This is a genomic window from Streptomyces xinghaiensis S187, from assembly GCF_000220705.2.
Taxonomy (GTDB): Bacteria; Actinomycetota; Actinomycetes; order Streptomycetales; family Streptomycetaceae; genus Streptomyces; species Streptomyces xinghaiensis.
On record NZ_CP023202.1, the window covers coordinates 5,668,355 to 5,688,263 of the forward strand.

Here is a 19,909-nt window from a genome sequence, read left to right on the forward strand (position 1 = left end):
GACAGCGCGCGGAACGCGGGAAGGCAGGGGAGCGTGGCCGGACAGACGACCGCCCGGCGCGGCGGAAACGGGCTGTCGCCGTCCGGCCCGTCCCCGGAACCGGCCGGGCGGGAGCGTCCGCGCCGGTGGCGCCCGCGTGGAGACCGGCTCGTCTTCTGGGCCCTGGGCCTGGCCCTGTCCGCGGCCGGTGTCTTCTGGTTCCTGTACGGCTCGCCGTGGGTGCGGGTGGAGCGGGTGACGGTCGACGGGACCGGGGTGCTGACCCCGGAGCAGGTCCGCCGGGCGGCCGCCGTTCCGCTCGGCGCCCCTCTGGTTTCCGTCGACACCGACGCGGTCGCCGCCCGGCTGCGGGAAAAACTCCCGCGTGTCGACTCCGTCGAGGTCGTACGCTCTTGGCCGCACGAGGTCGGTCTGAAGGTGACGGAGCGAAAGCCCGCGGTGCTTATCGAAAAGGGCGGAAAGTTCATCGAAGTGGACGGTGAGGGTGTGCTTTTCGCCACGGTGAGCCAACCGCCCAAGGGCGTACCGCTGCTGGAAATGGACGCCGCCCGGTCACCGAGTCTGCGTCGTTTCGGAGCGGAACGGCTGCGGAGGGAGGCAGCCGGTGTCGCGGCCGGGCTGCCTGCCCCGATTCACCGGGAGACCCGTGCCCTGGTGGTCCGTTCCTACGACTCCGTCACGCTGGAACTGACGGGCGGCCGGACCGTGGTCTGGGGTTCGCCCGAACGCTCGGAACAGAAGGCGGGGACGCTTCTCGCATTGCTGAAAAGCGCGCGGGGAGCCGACCACTTCGATGTGAGCTCTCCCAGCGCCCCGGCGGTCTCCGGGAGTTGACCCCGGCTCATCCGGCCCGCACCCTGGTGCCCCACCACGACGCGCGATCACATAGGGTGAAAAGAAAAGCGGCAGGTTCGGCGTGTTCGTTGAACGCGCGGCACTTGTCGACTTAGTGTCTCGTTCGAAGGCTCCAAGGGGCAGACACACTGGTAACCCTAAACTTCACGGTTAGGGTTCGGGTCGGCACTTCGAACCGGCCCTCAGGCATACGTAACTCGAGGCGAGAGGCCTTCGACGTGGCAGCACCGCAGAACTACCTCGCAGTCATCAAGGTCGTCGGCATCGGCGGCGGTGGCGTCAACGCCATCAACCGGATGATCGAGGTCGGTCTCAAGGGCGTCGAGTTCATCGCGATCAACACGGACGCGCAGGCCCTGCTGATGAGCGACGCGGACGTCAAACTCGACGTCGGCCGTGAGCTCACCCGGGGCCTCGGCGCCGGCGCCAACCCCGATGTCGGCCGCAAGGCGGCCGAGGACCACCGCGAGGAGATCGAGGAGGTTCTCAAGGGGGCCGACATGGTCTTCGTCACCGCGGGCGAGGGCGGTGGCACGGGCACCGGCGGCGCCCCCGTGGTCGCCGGCATCGCCCGCTCCCTGGGGGCGCTGACCATCGGCGTGGTCACCCGCCCCTTCACCTTCGAGGGCCGGCGCCGGGCGAACCAGGCCGAGGACGGCATCGCCGGCCTGCGCGACGAGGTCGACACCCTCATCGTGATCCCCAACGACCGGCTGCTGTCGATCTCCGACCGCCAGGTCAGCGTGCTCGACGCCTTCAAGTCCGCGGACCAGGTCCTGCTGTCGGGCGTCCAGGGCATCACCGACCTCATCACCACCCCGGGGCTCATCAACCTCGACTTCGCGGATGTGAAGTCCGTGATGTCCGAGGCGGGATCGGCGCTCATGGGCATCGGCTCGGCGCGCGGCGACGACCGCGCCGTGGCCGCCGCCGAGATGGCGATCTCCTCGCCGCTGCTGGAGGCGTCCATCGACGGCGCCCGCGGGGTGCTGCTCTCCATCTCCGGCGGCTCCGACCTCGGTCTGTTCGAGATCAACGAGGCCGCGCAGCTGGTCAGCGAGGCGGCCCACCCCGAGGCCAACATCATCTTCGGCGCGGTCATCGACGACGCCCTCGGCGACGAGGTCCGGGTCACCGTGATCGCGGCCGGGTTCGACGGCGGCCAGCCGCCCTCGAAGAGCCAGAGCCGGGACAAGGTGCTCGGCTCCTACGGCGGCCGCGAGGAGACGCCCGCGCCCGCTCCGGCGGAGAGCCGCCCGTCCTTCGGCGGACTCGGCAGCGTCACCCCCTCCCGCGAGGAGGAGCCCGAGCCGGCCGAGGCGGCCCCGGTCGCCGACGTCCCCTCGCCGCCGGCCGCGCCCCCGCAGGTGCCCCCGGCCCGTCCGTACTCGGACAGCCAGGCCGAGGAGCTCGACGTGCCGGACTTCCTCAAGTAGCCCTGGTCCGCACGTGATAGGGGAACAGTACGAGACGGGCGGCGCCCGCTTCGCCTTCACCGACCGGTGGGGCGGGGTGAGCGCCGCTCCGTATGCCGAGCTCAATCTCGGCGGCGCGGTCGGCGACGACCCCTCGGCCGTCCGCAAGAACCGCGGGCTCGCCGCGGAGTCGCTGGGGATCGCCCCGGAGCGGGTGGTCTGGATGAACCAGGTGCACGGCCGGGACGTGGCCGTGGTCGACGGCCCCTGGGAGGGAACGGCGGGCGACGCCGTCGACGCGGTGGTGACGGCCCGCCGGGGACTCGCCCTCGCGGTGCTCACCGCGGACTGCGTTCCGGTCCTGCTGGCCGACCCGGTCGCCGGAATCGCGGGCGCCGCCCACGCGGGCCGTCCCGGACTCGCCGCCGGAGTGGTCCCGGCACTGGTCGGAGCCATGGTGCGGCTGGGTGCCGAACCCTCCCGGCTCGTCGCGCACACCGGCCCGGCCATCTGCGGCCGTTGCTACGAGGTCCCGGCGGGGATGCGGGACGAGGTCGCCGCCGTGGTGCCCGGCGCCCGGGCCGTCACGGCCTGGGGCACGCCCGCCCTCGACGTGCCGGCCGGTGTCCGGGAGCAGCTGTCCGGGCTCGGGGTGGAGGGGGCGGTCTCGTCGACCGTCTGCACCCGCGAATCGGCGGACCATTTCTCGTACCGCGGCGAGCGCACCACCGGGCGCCTGGCCTCCTATGTCTGGTTGGACGGATGAGCGTGACCGATCGCAGGGCCGAACTGGCCGCCAACCTGGGGCGGGTGGAGGGGCGCATCGCCTCCGCCTGCGCCGCGGCGGGCCGGAAGCGGGAGGAGGTGACCCTGATCGTGGTCACCAAGACCTACCCGGCCTCGGACGTGCGGCTCCTCGCCGGACTGGGCGTCCGGCACGTCGCGGAGAACCGGGACCAGGATGCCGCGCCGAAGGCGGCGGAATGCGCGGACCTGCCGCTGACCTGGCACTTCGTCGGCCAGTTGCAGACCAACAAAGTCCGTTCCGTGGTCAGTTATGCCGATGTGGTGCATTCCGTGGACCGCCCCAGACTCGTCAGCGCGCTGTCCGCGGCGGCGGTCCGGGCCGGCCGTGAACCGGTCTGCCTGATCCAGGTCGCCCTGGACGCCGGGTCCGGCGAGGCGGCGGGCCGGGGCGGCGCCGCGCCCGGCGCGGTACCGGAGTTGGGGGACGCGATCGCGGCCGCCGGCGGTCTGCGGCTCGGCGGCGTGATGACCGTGGCGCCGCTCACCGGCCCTTACGCCGGGCGTCAACGGGACGCCTTCGAGCGGCTGTTGGAAATCTCATCCGGCCTGCGGGCGCGTCATCCTGCTGCGAACATGGTCTCAGCGGGTATGAGTACGGATCTCGAGGACGCCATCGGGGCCGGAGCGACACATGTACGCGTCGGTACTGCGGTACTCGGAGTCAGGCCCGGCCTCCGGTAACGTCGCCAAGAAGTCGGACCACAGCAGAAAATATGGTCGGTTCCGCCCCCGGGCGGGCGGGCCGAGTGGATCCAGGGCGGCCGGTGACGGAGCCGATCCACCACAGAGCGGAGGACGCAGAACATGGCCGGCGCGATGCGCAAGATGGCGGTCTACCTCGGCCTCGTGGAGGACGATGGGTACGACGGCCGGGGGTTCGACCCCGATGACGAGTTCGAACCCGAGCCGGAGCCCGAGCGGGCGCACCGGCAGCACCAGCCGCACCAGGCGGACCGAATGGAACGGGGCGAACCGGACGAACCGGTAAGAGTCGCCCAACCTCCCGCGCAGCGTGAACCGGTGGCCGTCACGGCCGAAAGCGGGCGTCCCGCCCGTATCGCCCCCGTGGCGTCCATCACACCCGAACGCCAGAGCCTGGAGAAGAACGCACCGGTGATCATGCCCAAGGTCGTCTCCGATCGCGAGCCCTACCGCATCACGACGCTCCACCCCCGGACCTACAACGAGGCCCGTACCATCGGGGAACACTTCCGTGAGGGCACTCCGGTGATCATGAATCTGACGGAGATGGGCGACACCGACGCGAAGCGACTTGTCGACTTCGCGGCGGGCCTGGTCTTCGGTCTGCATGGCAGCATTGAGCGAGTGACGCAGAAGGTGTTCCTGCTGTCGCCTGCTAACGTCGATGTCACGGCGGAGGACAAAGCCCGTATCGCTGAGGGCGGGTTCTTCAACCAGAGCTGAGACGCAACAACCGGCCGTACGGCCCGAGACGAAGTGCAAGGGGAGAGGGAAGCGCGGGATGGACATCGCACTGCAGGTGATCTACATCGCGCTGATGTGCTTCCTGATTGTGCTGATTTTCCGGTTGGTCATGGATTATGTCTTCCAGTTCGCCCGGTCGTGGCAACCCGGCAAGGCGATGGTGGTGCTCCTGGAAGCGACCTACACTGTGACCGATCCGCCACTCAAGCTTCTGCGGCGGTTCATTCCGCCGCTGCGTCTCGGGGGCGTGGCGCTCGACCTGTCCTTCTTCGTACTGATGATCATCGTCTACATCCTGATCTCCGTCGTGAGGCAGCTGTGAACGATACGGTCTTGCCGATATGCCGACGACTACGTTGAGGTGAAGAGATGCCGTTGACCCCTGAGGACGTTCGGAACAAGCAGTTCACGACCGTCCGCCTCCGAGAGGGCTATGACGAGGACGAGGTCGATGCCTTCCTCGACGAGGTCGAAGCCGAGCTGACCCGGCTGCTGCGCGAGAACGAGGACCTGCGGGCCAAGCTCGCGGCCGCGACGCGCGCCGCCGCGCAGAACCAGCAACAACAGGGCATGCGCAAACCGCCGGAGCAGCAGGAGAGGCCCGGCGGGCCGGTGCCCGCCGCCATATCGGGCCCGCAGCCGGTGCCGCCGCAGCAGCAGATGGGCCCGCCCCAGCTGCCCGGTGGAGCACCTCAGCTGCCCGCAGGTCCCGGTGGCCACGGCCCGCAGGGCGGCCCCGGCATGCACGGCCCCGGCCCGATGCAGGGTGGTCCCGGTCACATGGGCGGTCCGATGGGCGGCCCCGGCGGCCCCGGGCAGCACATGCAGCAGCACCAGGGCCCCGGCGGTCACATGGGCCACGGTCCCGGCCCCGGCGGTCCGGGCGACGGCGGTGCCGCGCGCGTGCTGTCGCTCGCGCAGCAGACCGCGGACCAGGCGATCGCGGAGGCCCGTTCCGAGGCCAACAAGATCGTCGGTGAGGCCCGCAGCCGTGCCGAGGGTCTGGAGCGGGACGCCCGCGCCAAGGCCGACGCCCTGGAGCGGGACGCCCAGGAGAAGCACCGTGTCGCGATGGGCTCCCTGGAGTCCGCGCGCGCCACGCTGGAGCGCAAGGTCGAGGACCTGCGCGGCTTCGAGCGGGAGTACCGCACCCGTCTGAAGTCGTACCTGGAGAGCCAGCTGCGCCAGCTGGAGAACCAGGCCGACGACTCGCTGGCCCCGCCGCGCAGCGGCCCGCCGGCGCCGTCCCTGCCGCCGTCCCCCTCCATGGCCGGTGCCGGCTCGATGGGCGGGCACATGGGCAACCAGTCCATGGGCGGTCCCTCGGGCGGCAACGGCGGTCCGTCCTACGGAGGCCAGCAGCAGATGTCGCCGGCCATGACGCAGCCGATGGCACCGGTGCGGCCGCAGGGCCCGTCGCCGATGCAGCAGGCACCGTCGCCGATGCGCGGCTTCCTCATCGACGAGGACGACAACTGATCGCGGCGCCTTAGGGCGCGCACCGTCGGCATATCACAGGTCCGGGCCCGGAGGGATTCCCTCCGGGCCCGGACCTGTGCGCGTCCGCGGGTGGTGTCCCCCCGAGGGCGCCGACGGGGCCCGGCCGGCTTCCGCGCGGCCGGGCCCCGTCCCCGAGATGCCGGCTCAGGCCTCCGTCTTGCGGAGACGGAAGGTGAGGGCCAGGCCCTCGTCGGTGAAGGGCTCGCCGTACGTCTCGTCCGGCCCGGGAGCAGCTCCCGCGCCGGCGAAGTCGGCCGCCAGGACCTCGTCCGCGATCAGGGCCGCGTGCTCGGTGAGCGCCGCCCGGGTCTCCGGCTCCGTGGACTCCCAGCGGAGGGCGATGCGGTCCGCCACGTCCAGGCCGCTGTTCTTGCGGGCCTCCTGGATCAGCCGGATCGCGTCCCGGGCCAGTCCCGCGCGGCGCAGCTCCGGGGTGATCTCCAGATCCAGGGCCACGGTGGCTCCCGCGTCGGAGGCGACCGACCAGCCCTCGCGCGGGGTCTCCGTGATGACGACCTCCTCCGGGGCGAGCGTGACCGTCTCGCCGTCCACCTCGACCGACGCGGTGCCCTCGCGCAGGGCGCGGGAGAGCGCCGCGGCGTCCGCCTGGGCGATCGCCTTGGCCACCGCCTGGACCCCCTTGCCGAACCGCTTGCCCAGGGCCCGGAAGTTGGCCTTCGCCGTGGTGTCGACGAGGGAGCCGCCGACGGCCGAGAGGGAGTCGAGGGAGCTGACGTTCAGCTCCTCGGTGATCTGGGCCCGCAGCTCCGGCGAGAGGGCGTCGAAGCCCGCGGCGGCGACCAGCGCGCGCGACAGCGGCTGCCGGGTCTTGACCCCCGACTCGGCGCGGGTCGCCCGGCCCAGCTCCACCAGCCGCCGGACCAGCAGCATCCGCTCCGAGAGCTCCCGGTCGACGAGCGCGGCCTCCGGCTCGGGCCAGGTGGAGAGGTGCACCGAGTCCGGGGCGTCCGGGGTGACCGGGACGACCAGGTCCTGCCAGACCCGCTCGGTGATGAACGGGACCAGCGGGGCCATCAGCCGGGTGACGGTCTCCACGACCTCGTGGAGGGTGCGCAGCGCCGCGGCGTCGCCCTGCCAGAAGCGGCGGCGGGAGCGGCGGACGTACCAGTTGGAGAGGTCGTCGACGAAGGCCGAGACCAGCTTTCCGGCGCGCTGGGTGTCGTAGCCCTCCAGCGCCTCGGTGACCTCGCCGACCAGGGTGTTGAGCTCGCTCAGCAGCCAGCGGTCGAGGACCGGGCGGTCCGCCGGGGCCGGGTCCGAGGCGCTCGGCGCCCAGCCCGAGGTGCGGGCGTAGAGGGCCTGGAAGGCGACCGTGTTCCAGTAGGTGAGGAGCGTCTTGCGGACGACCTCCTGGATGGTGCCGTGGCCCACGCGGCGCGCGGCCCAGGGGGAACCGCCGGCGGCCATGAACCAGCGCACGGCGTCGGCCCCGTGCCGGTCCATGAGCGGGATCGGCTGGAGGATGTTGCCCAGGTGCTTGGACATCTTCCGGCCGTCCTCGGCGAGGATGTGGCCCAGGCAGACCACGTTCTCGTAGGAGGACTTGTCGAACACCAGGGTGCCGACGGCCATGAGCGTGTAAAACCAGCCGCGGGTCTGGTCGATGGCCTCCGAGATGAACTGCGCCGGGTAGCGCTTCTCGAAGATCTCCTTGTTCTTGTACGGGTAGCCCCACTGCGCGAACGGCATCGAGCCGGAGTCGTACCAGGCGTCGATGACCTCCGGCACGCGCGTGGCCTCCAGCGAGCAGCCCTCGGCGGTGCAGGGGAAGACGACCTCGTCGATGTACGGGCGGTGCGGGTCGAGTTCCGACTGGTCGGTGCCGGTGAGCTCGGTGAGTTCGGCCAGCGAGCCGACGCAGGTGAGGTGGTTCTCCGCGCAGCGCCAGATGGGCAGCGGGGTGCCCCAGTAGCGGTTGCGGGAGAGCGCCCAGTCGATGTTGTTGTTCAGCCAGTCGCCGAAGCGGCCGTACTTGACCGACTCCGGGTACCAGTTGGTGCGGTCGTTCTCGCGGAGCAGGGCGTCCTTGACCTGGGTGGTGCGGATGTACCAGGACGGCTGCGCGTAGTAGAGCAGCGCGGTGTGGCAGCGCCAGCAGTGCGGATAGCTGTGCTCGTACGGCAGGTGGCGGAAGAGGAGGCCGCGGCTGTCGAGGTCGGCGACCAGGTCCTCGTCCGCCTTCTTGAAGAACTGGCCGCCGACGAGCGGCAGTTCCTCCTCGAAGGTGCCGTCGGGGCGTACGGGGTTGACGACCGGCAGCCCGTAGGAGCGGCAGACCTTGAGGTCGTCCTCACCGAACGCGGGGGACTGGTGCACCAGACCCGTGCCGTCCTCGGTGGTGACGTACTCGGCGTTGACGACGAAGTGCGGCGCGGGCTCACCCTCGCCCGGCGCGGGGAACTCCAGCAGGGCGAACGGGCGCTCGTACGCCCAGCGCTCCATCTCGGCCCCGGTGAAGGACTGCCCGGTGGCCTCCCAGCCCTCGCCCAGCGCCTTCTCCAGCAGCGGTTCGGCGACGACGAGCTTCTCGCTGCCGTCCGTGGCGACGACGTAGCGCACGCCCGGGTGGGCGGCGACGGCCGTGTTGGACACCAGGGTCCACGGGGTCGTCGTCCAGACCAGCAGGGCCGCCTCACCGGCGAGCGGGCCGGAGGTCAGCGGGAAGCGCACGTAGACCGAGGGGTCGACGACGGTCTCGTACCCCTGGGCGAGTTCGTGGTCGGAGAGGCCGGTGCCGCAGCGCGGGCACCAGGGGGCGACCCGGTGGTCCTGCACCAGCAGGCCCTTGGCGAAGATCTCCTTCAGCGACCACCAGACGCTCTGGACGTACTCCGGGTCCATGGTGCGGTAGGCGTCGTCGAGATCGACCCAGTAGCCCATGCGCGTGGTGAGTTCGGCGAAGGCGTCGGTGTGGCGGGTCACCGACTCGCGGCACTTCGCGTTGAACTCCGCGATGCCGTACGCCTCGATGTCCTTCTTGCCGTTGAAGCCGAGCTCCTTCTCGACCGCCAGCTCGACCGGCAGCCCGTGGCAGTCCCAGCCGGCCTTGCGGGCGACGTGGTAGCCGCGCATGGTGCGGAAGCGGGGGAAGACGTCCTTGAAGACCCGGGCCTCGATGTGGTGCGCGCCGGGCATGCCGTTCGCGGTCGGCGGGCCCTCGTAGAAGACCCACTCGGGCCGTTCCCGGGACTGCTCCAGGGAGCGGGCGAAGACCTTGTTCTCGCGCCAGAAGTCGAGCACGGCGTGCTCCAGCGCGGGCAGGTCGACCTGGGCGGGGACCTGGCGGTACTGCGGCTGTGGACTCATCGGGGTCTGCCTCCGGCGGACACATGCGGGTCGTGATCGTGCTGTCCGTCGGAGGGACGAGAGCCTGCGGCTCCCGCGGTACCACCCTCCTTGACCGGGGAGCCGCCGGCCGGCGTTCCTCGGCCCCCTCATTGGGGTGCGCTGCCGGTTCTACTCGCCCCCGCGGTACTCGGGGGTTTTCCTCCGGCGGCTCCGGGGTGATCTTCGCACCGCGCACACCCCCGGGCTCGCACCGTCCCCGGGTCGCTCATGGCTGCGTACGGAACTACTCGTCCCCATCCACGCCTCACGCTGGGCCCAGTGTACGGGCCCGGGCGGGCGGTGGCCGACCGGATTCCCGGGGGCGGCCCGGCCCCGCCGGCCCACCCGAATGGCCATACGCGGGGCTCCCGGGTTCGCGGGCCCCCGGCGGAGGTGCTCCCCGGTCCCCGCCGCGGCGGATTACCCGCCGGGGAGCGGGGCACAACGGATGCAGGCCCGCTCCCGGCCGTAACCGGCGGAGGCGGGCCGGGGTGGTGGGAGATCCGGATGGTCGGCGTGCCCCGTTGCCGCGACCCCCGAGTCGACTTATCGTCCGAGCACGATTAACGACAAGATCACAATATGGTGAGGGGGCTGCTGCGATGGTGGCGAAGAAGCCCGTCGTCGAGACGGCGGAGCCGGCCGGTACGGCGGCCCCGGACAACCGCGCCGGTACGGCCGGCGCGGCGGCCGTGGTGAGCGGGATGGCCGCCGCGGAGACGGCCGTACGGCGGCCGGCCGCGCACACGGCGGCCGCGCCGGAGCGGACCGCGAAGGCGGCACCGGTCGCCGGGAAGCCCGCAGAGAAGACGGGAGCCAAGACGGTGGTTGCGAAGAAGACCCCGGCCGGCACGGCCGCGGCCGTGCCCGGGGAGCTGGCGGTACGGCCCGGTGAGGACCCCTGGACCGCGGAAGAGGTCGACGAGGCGCGGGACGAGCTGAAGAGCGAGGCCGAACGGCTGCGCACCGAGATCGTCTCCTCCCAGGAGGCGATCGCCGGGCTGATGCGCGACTCCGGCGACGGCGCGGGTGACGACCAGGCGGACACCGGCACCAAGAACATCACCCGGGAGCACGAGCTGGCGCTGAACGCCAACGCCCGGGAGATGCTCGACCAGACCGAACGGGCTCTGGAACGGCTCGACGCCGGCACGTACGGGCGCTGCGAGTCCTGCGGCAACCCCATCGGCAAGGCCCGGATGCAGGCCTTCCCGCGGGCGACGCTCTGCGTGGAGTGCAAGCAGCGGCAGGAGCGGCGGTAGCGGGGCCGGAACAGGCGTCCCCCGGCACGGTCCGGAGCCCCCGGGCCGTGCCGTACCCTCGTCCTCAGCCGGGTGGGGCCCGGTGGCGGACCAGAGGCTGAGGGACTCACGTGGCAGAGGCGGAGCGGATCATCGACACCCCGGATTCCGAGGGGGAGCGGCCGGAGACCGGGCCGGACGGCGAGCACGGGGCGGACGCCGGCGACGGCGCGGCCCCCCGGAGCCGGGGCAAACGGCGGATCGCCGTGCTGCTGGCCGTCGCCGCGATCGCCTACCTCTTCGACCTGGGCACCAAGATGCTCGTGGTCGCCAAGCTGGAGCACCACCAGGCGATTCCGGTGATCGGGGAGTGGCTGCGGTTCGAGGCCGTGCGCAACCCGGGTGCCGCCTTCGGCATCGGCGAGGCGCTGACCGTGGTGTTCACGGTCATCGCGGCCGCGGTGATCGTCGTCATCGCCCGGATCGCGCGGAAGCTCTACAGCCTGCCCTGGGCGGTCGCGCTGGGGCTGCTGCTCGGCGGGGCCCTCGGCAACCTCACCGACCGGCTCTTCCGGAGCCCCGGCTTCTTCCGGGGGGAGGTCGTGGACTTCATCGCCCCCAAGGGGTTCGCGGTGTTCAACCTCGCCGACACGGCCATCGTGTGCGGCGGCATCCTCATCGTGCTGCTGTCCTTCCGCGGGCTCGACCCCGACGGCACCGTCCACAAGGACTGACGCCCGGGCGCCGCGCCGCGCCGCGCCGCGTCCCGCCGGGGCGCCGGCCGGGACGGGCGGGGTTCCGCGTCCGGCATACTCGACGGGTGAGCACCCTTCCCGAAATCCGCACGCTGCCCGTACCCGACGGCCTCGAGGGCGAACGCGTCGACGCCGCGATAGCCCGTATGTTCGGCTTCTCCCGCACCAAGGCGGCCGAGCTGGCCGCCGCCGGGAAGGTACTGGTCGACGGCAGCCTCGCCGGGAAGTCCGACCGGGTCACCGGTGGTGCCTGGCTGGAGGTCGAACTGCCGCGGGCCGCGCCGCCGGTGGAGATCGTCGCCGAGCCCGTCGAGGGCATGGAGATCGTCCACGACGACGACGACATCGTGGTGATCGACAAGCCGGTCGGGGTCGCCGCTCATCCCAGCCCCGGCTGGACCGGCACCACCGTGATCGGCGGGCTGGCCGCCGCGGGCTTCCGGATCTCGACCTCCGGCGCCGCCGAGCGCCAGGGCATCGTGCACCGCCTGGACGTCGGCACCTCCGGGCTGATGGTGGTGGCCAAGTCCGAGCGCGCGTACAGCCTGCTGAAGCAGCAGTTCCGGGAGCGCACGGTCGACAAGCGCTACCACACGCTCGTCCAGGGCCACCCCGACCCGCTGAGCGGCACCATCGACGCCCCCATCGGCCGGCACCCGGTCCACGACTACAAGTGGGCCGTGACCGCCGAGGGCAAGCCCAGCGTCACGCACTACGACCTCATCGAGGCCTTCCGCGCCGCCAGCCTGCTCGACGTCAAGCTGGAGACCGGCCGCACCCACCAGATCCGGGTGCACATGGCGGCGCTCCGCCACCCCTGCGTCGGCGACCTCACCTACGGCGCCGACCCGACCCTCGCCAAGCGGCTGAAGCTCGGCCGCCAGTGGCTGCACGCGATGCGGCTGGGCTTCGAGCACCCGGCGGACGGCCGGTGGGTGGAGTTCGCGAGCGCCTACCCCGAGGATCTGCAGCGGGCGCTGGACATCGTGCGCTCCGAGAGCGAGTAGGAGCGGGCCGGCCGCGCGCCCCCGGGGGCCCGTCCGCACGGGCCCGCTCGGGCCGGGCTCAGCGGCGGTGGAGCCGGGGGCCGCGGCCGGAGTGGTTCTTGCCCGCCCGGCCGGCCCTGCCGGACTTCTCCGTCCCCTTCCCCTGCTCCGCCGCCTCCGGCCGGCCGTTCCGCGCGGCGGCGCGGTCGGCCGCGGCGGCGGGTGTCTCCGCCCGGTCCTCCGGTGACTCCGTCCGCTGCGCGGCCACGGTCCCGTCGACGCCCGTCGGCAGCCCGTCCCGCTCCCGCTTCCGCGGCGGCGGGAAGACGGCCGGGGCCGTGTTGATGCGCGGCAGGGCGTACGGGTGCTCCTCGCGCAGCCAGGTGAGCAGCTTCTCCCGGACCTCGACCCGGGCCGTCCAGAGGGTGTCGCCGTCCCTCGCCGTCACCAGGGCCCGCACCTCCATGGTGCTCGGGGTCGAGTCGGTGACGGTCAGGTTCCAGTTCCGGCCGTCCCAGGCGTCGACCGTCTGCACGATCTCGCCCAGTTTCTCCCGCATCAGCTGGACCGGCGCGGAGTGGTCGAGATGGAAGAAGACGGTGCCGGTCATCTGCGGACTGTTGCGCGACCAGTTCTCGAACGGCTGGCTGGTGAAGTACGAGACGGGCATGGTGAACCGGCGTTCGTCCCAGGTCTTCACGGTCAGGAAGGTGAGGGTGATCTCCTCGACGGTGCCCCACTCGCCGTTCACCACGACCGTGTCACCGATCCGCACCATGTCGCCGAAGGCGATCTGCAGGCCGGCGAAGAGGTTCCCCAGCGTGGACTGCGCGGCGATGCCGGCCACGATGCCCAGCAGACCGGCCGAGGCCAGCAGCGAGGTGCCGACGGTGCGCATCGCGGGGAACGTCAGCAGCATCGCCGCGCCGGCCACCACCGCGACGACCGCGGTCACCACCCGCTGGATGAGCGTGATCTGGGTGCGGATCCGGCGGACCCGGGCCCGTTCGCTGGTCGTCGCCGAGTAGCGGGCGAACGAGGCCTCGACGACGGCCGTGACGACCCGCAGCACCAGCCAGGCGGTGGCGCCGATCAGCACGAGCGTCAGCAGCCGTCCGGTGGCCACCGTGTGGTCCCGGGCGAGATGTGCCTGGTCGTACGAGCCGCGCAGCAGCGCCGCGCCCAGCACCAGCTGCAGCGGCACCAGTGCCCGGCTCAGCATGTCCCACAGCGGCGTCTCCGGGTGCCGGGCGTCGCTTCTGCGCAGGGCCACGCGGACGAGCCAGCCGACGGCGAGCGAGATGACCAGCGCACCGCCGAACACGATCAGCGGGCGCAGTACAGCCTCCATCGGCACGGTGTCTCCTCCTCGGGGCGGGATTCCGGCGGCCGTCAGGGCCGCGGACCTCCGACCGACCGTAACTGGCACGATGAGAAGACTGCTAACCGCTCTCAGGGAAGTGACACGGGTGCCGGGCTCTCCGACAGTTGTTCTTTTTCACAGTTCTTACGGTCTGCGACCGGCCGTGCACGCCGCGGCGGACCGCATGCGGGCCGCCGGGCACGAGGTCCACGTGCCGGATCTCTACGACGGCCGCACCGCGGGCAGCGTGGAGGAGGGCATGGACCTCAAGGACGAGATCGGCGGCGACGAGCTGCTGAGGCGCGCGGTCGCGGCCGCCGCGCCGCTGTCCGACCGCGGACTGGTCTACGCGGGCTTCTCGCTGGGCGGTTCGCTGGCCCAGAACCTGGCGCTGGCGGACGAGAAGGCCCGCGGGCTGCTGATGCTCCACGGCACCTCGGACCTCGCCGAGGACGCGTCCGCGGACGGGCTGCCGGTCCAGCTCCACGTCGCCGACCCGGACCCGTTCGAGCCGCACGACTGGCTGAACGCCTGGTATCTGCGGATGCGCCGGGCCGGAACGGAGGTGGAGATCTTCCGCTACCCGGGAGCCGGCCACCTCTACACCGATCCGGACCTCCCGGACCACGATCCGGAGGCGGCGGAGGAGACCTGGTCGGTGGCGCTGTCCTTCCTGGCGGAGCTGTAGCCGCGGTACGGAGCCCGTTCACGGGCGCGGTGGTGCGGAGGCCGCGCGGCGTCCGGGTGCCGGGCTGCTGTTCACGGTCGGGTGCAGCGTCCCCGGGAGCCGCCGTCCGGGGTGGGGAGGCACAGCAGTTCGCGGTCGTCCTCGTCATGGCTGAGGTAGCGGCCCGCGCATTCGTTCTCGGTGGTCCGGCCGTGTTCCGCGCAGAAGGCGAGGGCCGCCTCTCCGTCGTCGAACGGGCCGGGGGCGTAGATCACCCAGTAGCCGGGCCGCAGCGAGGCGAAGTCGCTGCTGTGCAGCAGGAGAGCCGCCGGGACCTTCTCACGCAGCTCCGCCAGCTGCCGTCTGGGGGCGGGCTTTCCGGGGACCACCGCCTCGGAGAAGAGCTGGGCGATCCAGGTGCCGGGCCGCGGGCCCGTCGCGGACGGCGAGCTCTCCGGCGGCGTCCGCGGCGGTGTCTCCGGGGACGTGGACGGCCCGGTGCCGCCGCTCGTCGGTGCGGTGGACGGTGACGCGGAGGACGAGGGCGTCGCGGACCCGGTGGCGGAGGCGGTGCCCGTGGACGCGCTCGTGGTCCGCGCCGGGGGAGGGGGGTCGCCGCCGTCGCCGGTCAGGGCCAGATAGACGCCGGTCGCCGCGAGCCCGGCGCCGGCGACCGCGGCGGCGGCCATCCCCGCCACCGTGCGGCGGCCCCGCCGGCCCCGGCCCGCCGGAGCGGGCGGCCCGGAGCCGGCCGTGGTCACGGTGGGCGCCGTGTGGAGCGGGCCGGACGGGGGCGGGACGGCCGGCAGGGTGGGCGGCGGCGGGGGCGGCGGCGCCGGGCTCCCCTCCGCCGCGGCGGCCAGCAGCCGGTCGAGCCGCGCCGCGTCCGGCCGGGCGGCGGGGTCCCGTACGAGCAGTTCGGCGAGGACGGGCGCGAGCGGGCCCGCGCGCCGCGGGGGCGGCACGGGCTCGTCCAGCACGGCGGCGAGCGTGGCGACGGCCGTGGCGCGCCGCACCGGGTTGGCGCCCTCCACGGCGACGTACAGCAGCATGCCGAGCGACCAGAGGTCCGAGGCCGGGAGGTCGTCGCGGCCCCGGAGGCGCTCGGGGGCGATGTACTCGGGGGAGCCGATCACGTCACCGACGGCGGTGAGGGTCACGGAGCCCTGCAGGGCGGCGATGCCGAAGTCGGTGAGGACCGCACCGCCGCCGGGCCGCAGCAGGACGTTGGCCGGTTTGACGTCGCGGTGGTGGATGCCCGCGGCGTGCGCCGCGGACAGGGCGGAGAGCAGCTCGCGGCCGATGCGGGCGGCTTCCGCGGGCGTGAGCGGGCCGCGGGTGTCGAGCCGGTCCTGGAGGGTGCCGCCGGAGAGCAGTTCCATGACGAGCCAGGGGTACGGCCCCTCGTCGTCCACGATGTGATGAATCGTCACCACATGGGGATGGCTGAGCCGGGCCAGCGCCCGGGCCTCCCGCCACACCCGCTCCTGGAGTACGCGTCCGGCGCCCGGTCCCGCGCCCGCCGCCGCCGGGTCCGGGGGCCGTACCTCCTTGAGGGCGACATCCCGCTGCAGAGCCCGGTCCCGCGCCCGCCACACCGCGCCCATACCGCCGCTGCCGAGCCGTTCCAGCAGCTCGAAGCGGCCGTCGATGATGTCCCCGGACTCGCTCAACTCGCCGTCCCCCAGCCGCCGTACCGCTGCCGTCCATGCCAGGTGCAGCAGCAGGGTATCCAGCCCGCCGCGTCCCGGGGGCCCGCCCGGGGCGGCCGCCGGCCCGCGTCGGCCCGCACCGCGCCGTCCGGGCCACCGGTCCCGCCGCGGCCGGGGCCGCGGCGGGACCGGCGGGCTGCGGGTGGTGGTTCAGCGGACCGGCCGGTCCACCCGCTCCAGCTTCTGCGCACCGGAACGGGTCCGGTAGGAGCGCAGCCACTCCGCGGAGGCGGAGCGGTCGGTCTTCTCGGAGATGGCGTAGTAGTCCATCTGCGCCCGCTCGGCGGTGACGTCCAGGACCCCGTAGCCGTGCGAGTCCATGTCCACCCACTTCACATGGCGGTTGGCGGCGCGCACGGCGGCCGTCGCGACCAGGGAGGCGGTCTGCGGCGGCACGTTCAGGATGTCGTCGATGTTGTCCGAGGTCACCGAGGTCACCACGAACTCCGTGGCGGCGGTGGCCGAGAGAGGGTAGGTGGCGGCCCTGACGGGGACGTCGTTGGCCCAGGCGGTGTGGATGTCACCGGTGAGGAAGACGGTGTTCTCGATGCCCGACTCCCGCAGATGGGTGAGGAGTTCGCGGCGGTCGTCGGTGTAGCCGTCCCACTGGTCGACGTTGACGGCCAGGCCCTCGGAGGGCAGGCCGAGCAGCTTGCCGAGCGGGCCCAGCAGATACGCGGGGACGGAGCCGAAGGCCACCGGGGAGATCATCACGGAGGTGCCGACCAGCTTCCAGGAGGCGTCGGAGGACGCCAGTCCGCTCTTCAGCCAGTCGAGCTGCCTGCGGCCGGTGATGGTGCGGTCCGGGTCGTCCACCTCGCCGTTGCCGATCGAGCTCTGCTGGGAGCGGAACGAGCGCAGGTCCAGCAGGTGCAGATCGGCGAGCCGGCCGAAGCGCAGCCGGCGGTAGGTGGTGCCGGCGATCGAGGGGCGCACCGGCATCCACTCGAAGTACGCCTGCTTGGCGGCGGCCACCCGCCGCGCCCAGTCCCCCTCGGTGGCGGGGTCGTGGTTCTCGGCGCCGCCGGACCAGGCGTCGTTGGCCACCTCGTGGTCGTCCCAGATGGCGATGACCGGGTGGGTGGCGTGCAGGTTCCGCAGGTCCTCGTCGGTCTTGTAGTTGCCGTGCCGGGCGCGGTAGTCGGCGAGGGTGAGGATCTCGTGGGCGGGGACGTGCGAGCGGATCACGCCGTCCGCGCCGGGGAAGCCGCCGCTGCCGTACTCGTAGATGTAGTCGCCGAGGTGGAGCACCGCGTCGAGGTCGGTGCGGGCGGCGAGGTGGCGGTAGGCGGAGAACCAGCCGGCCTCCCAGTCGGCGCAGGAGACGACGCCGAAGCGGACGGCGGGGGCGGTGGCGTCGTGCGCGGCGGTGGTGCGGGTGCGGCCGGTGGGGGAGACCGTGCCGCCGGCGGTGAAGCGGTAGAAGTACTGGGTGGCCGGGCGCAGTCCGCGGACGTCGGCCTTGACGGTGTGGTCGGTGGCGCCGGTGGCCGTCGCGGTGCCGCGGGCGACGACCGAGGCGAACGAGCGGTCCTCGGCCACCTCCCAGCCGACCGGGGTGTCCGGGCCCTTGCCGGAGCCGGGTACGGCGTCGGCGGTGGGCGTGATGCGGGTCCACAGCAGGACGCCGTCGGGGAGCGGGTCGCCGGAGGCGACGCCGTGCAGGAACGCGGGGGCGTTCCCGGCCGCCGCGGCGCGGTGGGCGCCGGTGAGCGGGATCATCGCGGCGCCCGCGCCGGCGGCCGCGGCCTTGACGACCGTGCGGCGGGAGTGGCCGGCGGGGCGGGGGGCGGTCTCGGTCTCTGTAAGGTCCGTCACGGGCCGACAGATTACTGCCGGGTACGGCGAACGGGCAGACGTATGACGGAAGTTCGCCTGCCCGTTGCCGTTCCGGCGGTGATTATTCCGCTGTGAGGGCCTTGTCGATGGCGGCCTTGAACTGGTCCGGGGCCATCGGGGTGTTCTCGGTGCCCTCGACGACGAGCTTCTCGCCGTTCATCTTGAGGGTCGGGGTGCCCTGGACATCGCTCTTGTCGAACTTCTTGTCCATCTCCAGGACCCACTTGTCGAAGGTGCCGTCCTTGACGTCCTTCTCGAAGTCCGCGTTGCCCTTGAGCTCCTTGATCTCGCCGGCGACCTCCAGGAGGTAGGCGTCGTCGGCGAACTCGTCCTCGGACTCCTCCGGGTGGTTCTCCTGGGAGTACAGGGCGTGCTTGTAGTCCATGAACGCCTGCGGGCTGACGTCCAGCGCGGCGCCCAGGGCGCTCAGGGCGTTCTTCGAGCCGGAGCCCTGCGCCATGTCGTCGATGAAGGTGGCCATGACGAACTCGGCCTTGTACTTGCCCTCCTCGACGTCCTGGATCAGGATCTCGCCGGCGCCCTGCTCGAAGGCGGCGCAGGCGGGGCAGCGCATGTCCTCGTAGACCTGGAGGGTCTTCTCCGCGCCCTTCTCGCCGATGATCACATCGGTGCCCTTGGCGCCGGAGGTGTTGGCGGGCTTCACGAGCTTCTTGTCCTCGGCGGCGTCGTTCCACTCTTTCGAGCTCACCGTGCCGCTGCCGCCGCCGTCACCCAGCTGGGTGACGGCGAAGCCGATGCCGGCCGCGATGGCCAGGACGCCCACGATCGAGCCGCCGACGACGAGCTGGCGGCGGAGCTTGTCCTTCTTCGCCTGCCGCTCGCGCTCCTCGCGCAGCCGCTCGCGGGCGTTTCGCTTGGCTTCCTGGCTGTTGCGCTTGCTCATGGTGATTCCCTGCTCCGTGGTGTAAGGGGGTCGCGGTCGCTGTGCCGGGACGGGGCCCGGCGGCTGTCAGCCGACAGCCGCGACGGCGGGCGGTCCGCGCCGTACGACGGAGTACACCAGCATGGGGAGCCGGCCCGGCGCCACGGGGCGCCGCGGCCCGTGCGGCCCGCGGCGCGGCGCGGAACCGGCCGGGACGAGCGCGGCGACCGCGAGGAGCAGCGGCCGGAAGGCGAAGGCCGCCAGGGCCCGCAGCAGCCGGCCGAGCGCCGCCTCACCGCGCCACAGCCAGACGGCGGCGGCCAGGCCCACCGCGGCGTGCGCGGCGAGCAGCAGCCAGGGGGTGGCCGGACCGCCGGGCACCGGCAGCGCGGCGGCGTCGTCCGGGGCCGCCATCCGCGCCAGGGGGGTGCCGAGGGTGCCGCCGCCGCAGAGCAGATCGACGCCGAGCGAGCGGAGCGGGCCGGCCACGGGGCCGCCGCTCTCGCCGTAACAGGTGTGCCGGCCGGTGGTGAAGACCGTGTCCGCGGCCAGCTCCAGGGGGACGAGCAGCGCCGCGATCGACCAGAAGCCGCGCTCGCGGCCGGCCAGCGCGTACGCGATGAGGAAGACGCCGGCGGCGACCGCCGCCACCGGGGCGACGGGCAGCGGCACCCCGGACAGGGCCACATGCGCGGCCGTGGACAGCGTGAGGCAGAGCGCCGTGAACAGCGCCGCCCGCAGCGTCCTCAGCTGTGCTCCCGATACGTCCATCGCCGGAAAGTGTGCCACGCCCCCGGCTAAGCGGGACCTAAACCCGGGCTTCCGGCGACCGGTCCGGAACCCGGCGGTCCGGGGGCGGACCGCGCCGGTCCGCAGCGGGCCGCCGCCGCCCGGTTCCGGCCGGCCGGGGACACGCCCGCGCTGTCGTTTCCCGTGGCGTTCCGGAGGTTTCCCGTGCCCGCCCGGCCGGTCCCGGCGGGCAGCGGGAAACCCGTCCGGGGGAAGCCGGAAGAGGGCTCCCGGGTGCCCTCCGGCGTCACTTCCCGGGCATAGACTTCGGTGCTGTCGCCGCACGCGTTCCCCACGCGTCCC

17 protein-coding genes are annotated in these 19,909 nt (G+C 72.8%); 11 read left to right on the forward strand and 6 right to left on the reverse strand.

The window, feature by feature from the left end; all coding sequences use genetic code 11:
* Window positions 1–33: 33 nt before the first annotated feature.
* From SXIN_RS24185 to SXIN_RS24215, 7 genes are all read left to right on the forward strand, one after another.
* Window positions 34–834, forward strand: a complete 801-nt coding sequence (locus SXIN_RS24185) for a cell division protein FtsQ/DivIB (RefSeq protein WP_019709467.1) — start codon at window positions 34–36, stop codon at window positions 832–834.
* A gap of 239 nt (window positions 835–1,073) precedes the next feature.
* Window positions 1,074–2,291: a cell division protein FtsZ gene (gene ftsZ, locus SXIN_RS24190; protein ID WP_019709468.1), complete on the forward strand. Its 1,218-nt coding sequence runs from the start codon at window positions 1,074–1,076 to the stop codon at window positions 2,289–2,291.
* Between the two features lie 13 nt (window positions 2,292–2,304).
* A complete protein-coding gene (gene pgeF / locus SXIN_RS24195) occupies window positions 2,305–3,036 on the forward strand; it encodes a peptidoglycan editing factor PgeF (RefSeq protein WP_019709469.1) in 732 nt (243 codons plus the stop codon).
* 2 nt (window positions 3,037–3,038) lie between these two features.
* A complete protein-coding gene (locus SXIN_RS24200; protein WP_095757525.1) occupies window positions 3,039–3,758 on the forward strand; it encodes a YggS family pyridoxal phosphate-dependent enzyme in 720 nt (239 codons plus the stop codon).
* A 123-nt stretch (window positions 3,759–3,881) separates the two neighbouring features.
* Window positions 3,882–4,502, forward strand: coding sequence for a cell division protein SepF (locus SXIN_RS24205; protein ID WP_019709471.1), 621 nt, complete (start codon window positions 3,882–3,884; stop codon window positions 4,500–4,502).
* Window positions 4,503–4,560: 58 nt separating this feature from the next.
* On the forward strand, window positions 4,561–4,845 hold the full coding sequence (locus tag SXIN_RS24210) for a YggT family protein (RefSeq protein WP_019709472.1): 285 nt from the start codon (window positions 4,561–4,563) through the stop codon (window positions 4,843–4,845).
* A gap of 47 nt (window positions 4,846–4,892) precedes the next feature.
* Window positions 4,893–6,002 carry a DivIVA domain-containing protein gene (locus tag SXIN_RS24215; protein ID WP_043470298.1) on the forward strand — a complete coding sequence of 370 codons (1,110 nt, stop codon included), beginning with the start codon at window positions 4,893–4,895 and terminating at the stop codon, window positions 6,000–6,002.
* 165 nt (window positions 6,003–6,167) lie between these two features.
* Here SXIN_RS24215 and ileS read toward each other — a convergent pair whose 3' ends face one another.
* Window positions 6,168–9,350, reverse strand: coding sequence for an isoleucine--tRNA ligase (gene ileS, locus SXIN_RS24220; protein WP_019709475.1), 3,183 nt, complete (start codon window positions 9,348–9,350; stop codon window positions 6,168–6,170).
* Between the two features lie 623 nt (window positions 9,351–9,973).
* Between ileS and SXIN_RS24225 the strand changes: the two genes are divergently transcribed.
* The 3 genes from SXIN_RS24225 (at window position 9,974) to SXIN_RS24235 (ending at window position 12,374) form a co-directional block, all read left to right on the forward strand.
* Window positions 9,974–10,633, forward strand: coding sequence for a TraR/DksA family transcriptional regulator (locus tag SXIN_RS24225; protein ID WP_095757526.1), 660 nt, complete (start codon window positions 9,974–9,976; stop codon window positions 10,631–10,633).
* Between the two features lie 110 nt (window positions 10,634–10,743).
* Window positions 10,744–11,346 carry a signal peptidase II gene (gene lspA / locus SXIN_RS24230; protein WP_019709477.1) on the forward strand — a complete coding sequence of 201 codons (603 nt, stop codon included), beginning with the start codon at window positions 10,744–10,746 and terminating at the stop codon, window positions 11,344–11,346.
* Window positions 11,347–11,432: 86 nt separating this feature from the next.
* A complete protein-coding gene (locus SXIN_RS24235) occupies window positions 11,433–12,374 on the forward strand; it encodes an RluA family pseudouridine synthase (protein ID WP_019709478.1) in 942 nt (313 codons plus the stop codon).
* A 58-nt stretch (window positions 12,375–12,432) separates the two neighbouring features.
* Here SXIN_RS24235 and SXIN_RS24240 read toward each other — a convergent pair whose 3' ends face one another.
* Window positions 12,433–13,704: a mechanosensitive ion channel family protein gene (locus SXIN_RS24240; RefSeq protein WP_095757527.1), complete on the reverse strand. Its 1,272-nt coding sequence runs from the start codon at window positions 13,702–13,704 to the stop codon at window positions 12,433–12,435.
* 79 nt (window positions 13,705–13,783) lie between these two features.
* Between SXIN_RS24240 and SXIN_RS24245 the strand changes: the two genes are divergently transcribed.
* Entirely contained in the window at window positions 13,784–14,404 is a 621-nt protein-coding gene (locus SXIN_RS24245; protein WP_050930881.1) for a dienelactone hydrolase family protein, read from the forward strand.
* A gap of 71 nt (window positions 14,405–14,475) precedes the next feature.
* Here the strand turns inward: SXIN_RS24245 and SXIN_RS24250 are convergent, their stop codons facing one another.
* From SXIN_RS24250 to SXIN_RS24265, 4 genes are all read right to left on the reverse strand, one after another.
* Complete coding sequence (locus tag SXIN_RS24250; RefSeq protein ID WP_095757528.1) at window positions 14,476–16,056, reverse strand: serine/threonine-protein kinase; 1,581 nt, start codon at window positions 16,054–16,056, stop codon at window positions 14,476–14,478.
* 189 nt (window positions 16,057–16,245) lie between these two features.
* Window positions 16,246–17,913 (reverse strand): alkaline phosphatase D family protein, encoded by a 1,668-nt coding sequence (locus tag SXIN_RS24255; protein ID WP_238153849.1) that lies wholly within the window; start codon window positions 17,911–17,913, stop codon window positions 16,246–16,248.
* A gap of 82 nt (window positions 17,914–17,995) precedes the next feature.
* Window positions 17,996–18,838, reverse strand: a complete 843-nt coding sequence (locus tag SXIN_RS24260; protein WP_019706247.1) for a thioredoxin domain-containing protein — start codon at window positions 18,836–18,838, stop codon at window positions 17,996–17,998.
* A 66-nt stretch (window positions 18,839–18,904) separates the two neighbouring features.
* Window positions 18,905–19,588 carry a hypothetical protein gene (locus SXIN_RS24265; RefSeq protein WP_095758176.1) on the reverse strand — a complete coding sequence of 228 codons (684 nt, stop codon included), beginning with the start codon at window positions 19,586–19,588 and terminating at the stop codon, window positions 18,905–18,907.
* Window positions 19,589–19,909 lie beyond the last annotated feature (321 nt).

Coding starts and splice junctions, on each gene's coding strand:
- SXIN_RS24205 (WP_019709471.1), top strand. CDS start 3,882: ATGGCCGGCGCGATGCGCAAGATGGCGGTCTACCTCGGCCTCGTGGAG.
- SXIN_RS24210 (WP_019709472.1), top strand. CDS start 4,561: ATGGACATCGCACTGCAGGTGATCTACATCGCGCTGATGTGCTTCCTG.
- SXIN_RS24215 (WP_043470298.1), top strand. CDS start 4,893: ATGCCGTTGACCCCTGAGGACGTTCGGAACAAGCAGTTCACGACCGTC.
- ileS (WP_019709475.1), bottom strand. CDS start 9,350: ATGAGTCCACAGCCGCAGTACCGCCAGGTCCCCGCCCAGGTCGACCTG.
- SXIN_RS24225 (WP_095757526.1), top strand. CDS start 9,974: ATGGTGGCGAAGAAGCCCGTCGTCGAGACGGCGGAGCCGGCCGGTACG.
- SXIN_RS24240 (WP_095757527.1), bottom strand. CDS start 13,704: ATGGAGGCTGTACTGCGCCCGCTGATCGTGTTCGGCGGTGCGCTGGTC.
- SXIN_RS24245 (WP_050930881.1), top strand. CDS start 13,784: ATGAGAAGACTGCTAACCGCTCTCAGGGAAGTGACACGGGTGCCGGGC.
- SXIN_RS24260 (WP_019706247.1), bottom strand. CDS start 18,838: ATGAGCAAGCGCAACAGCCAGGAAGCCAAGCGAAACGCCCGCGAGCGG.
- SXIN_RS24265 (WP_095758176.1), bottom strand. CDS start 19,588: ATGGACGTATCGGGAGCACAGCTGAGGACGCTGCGGGCGGCGCTGTTC.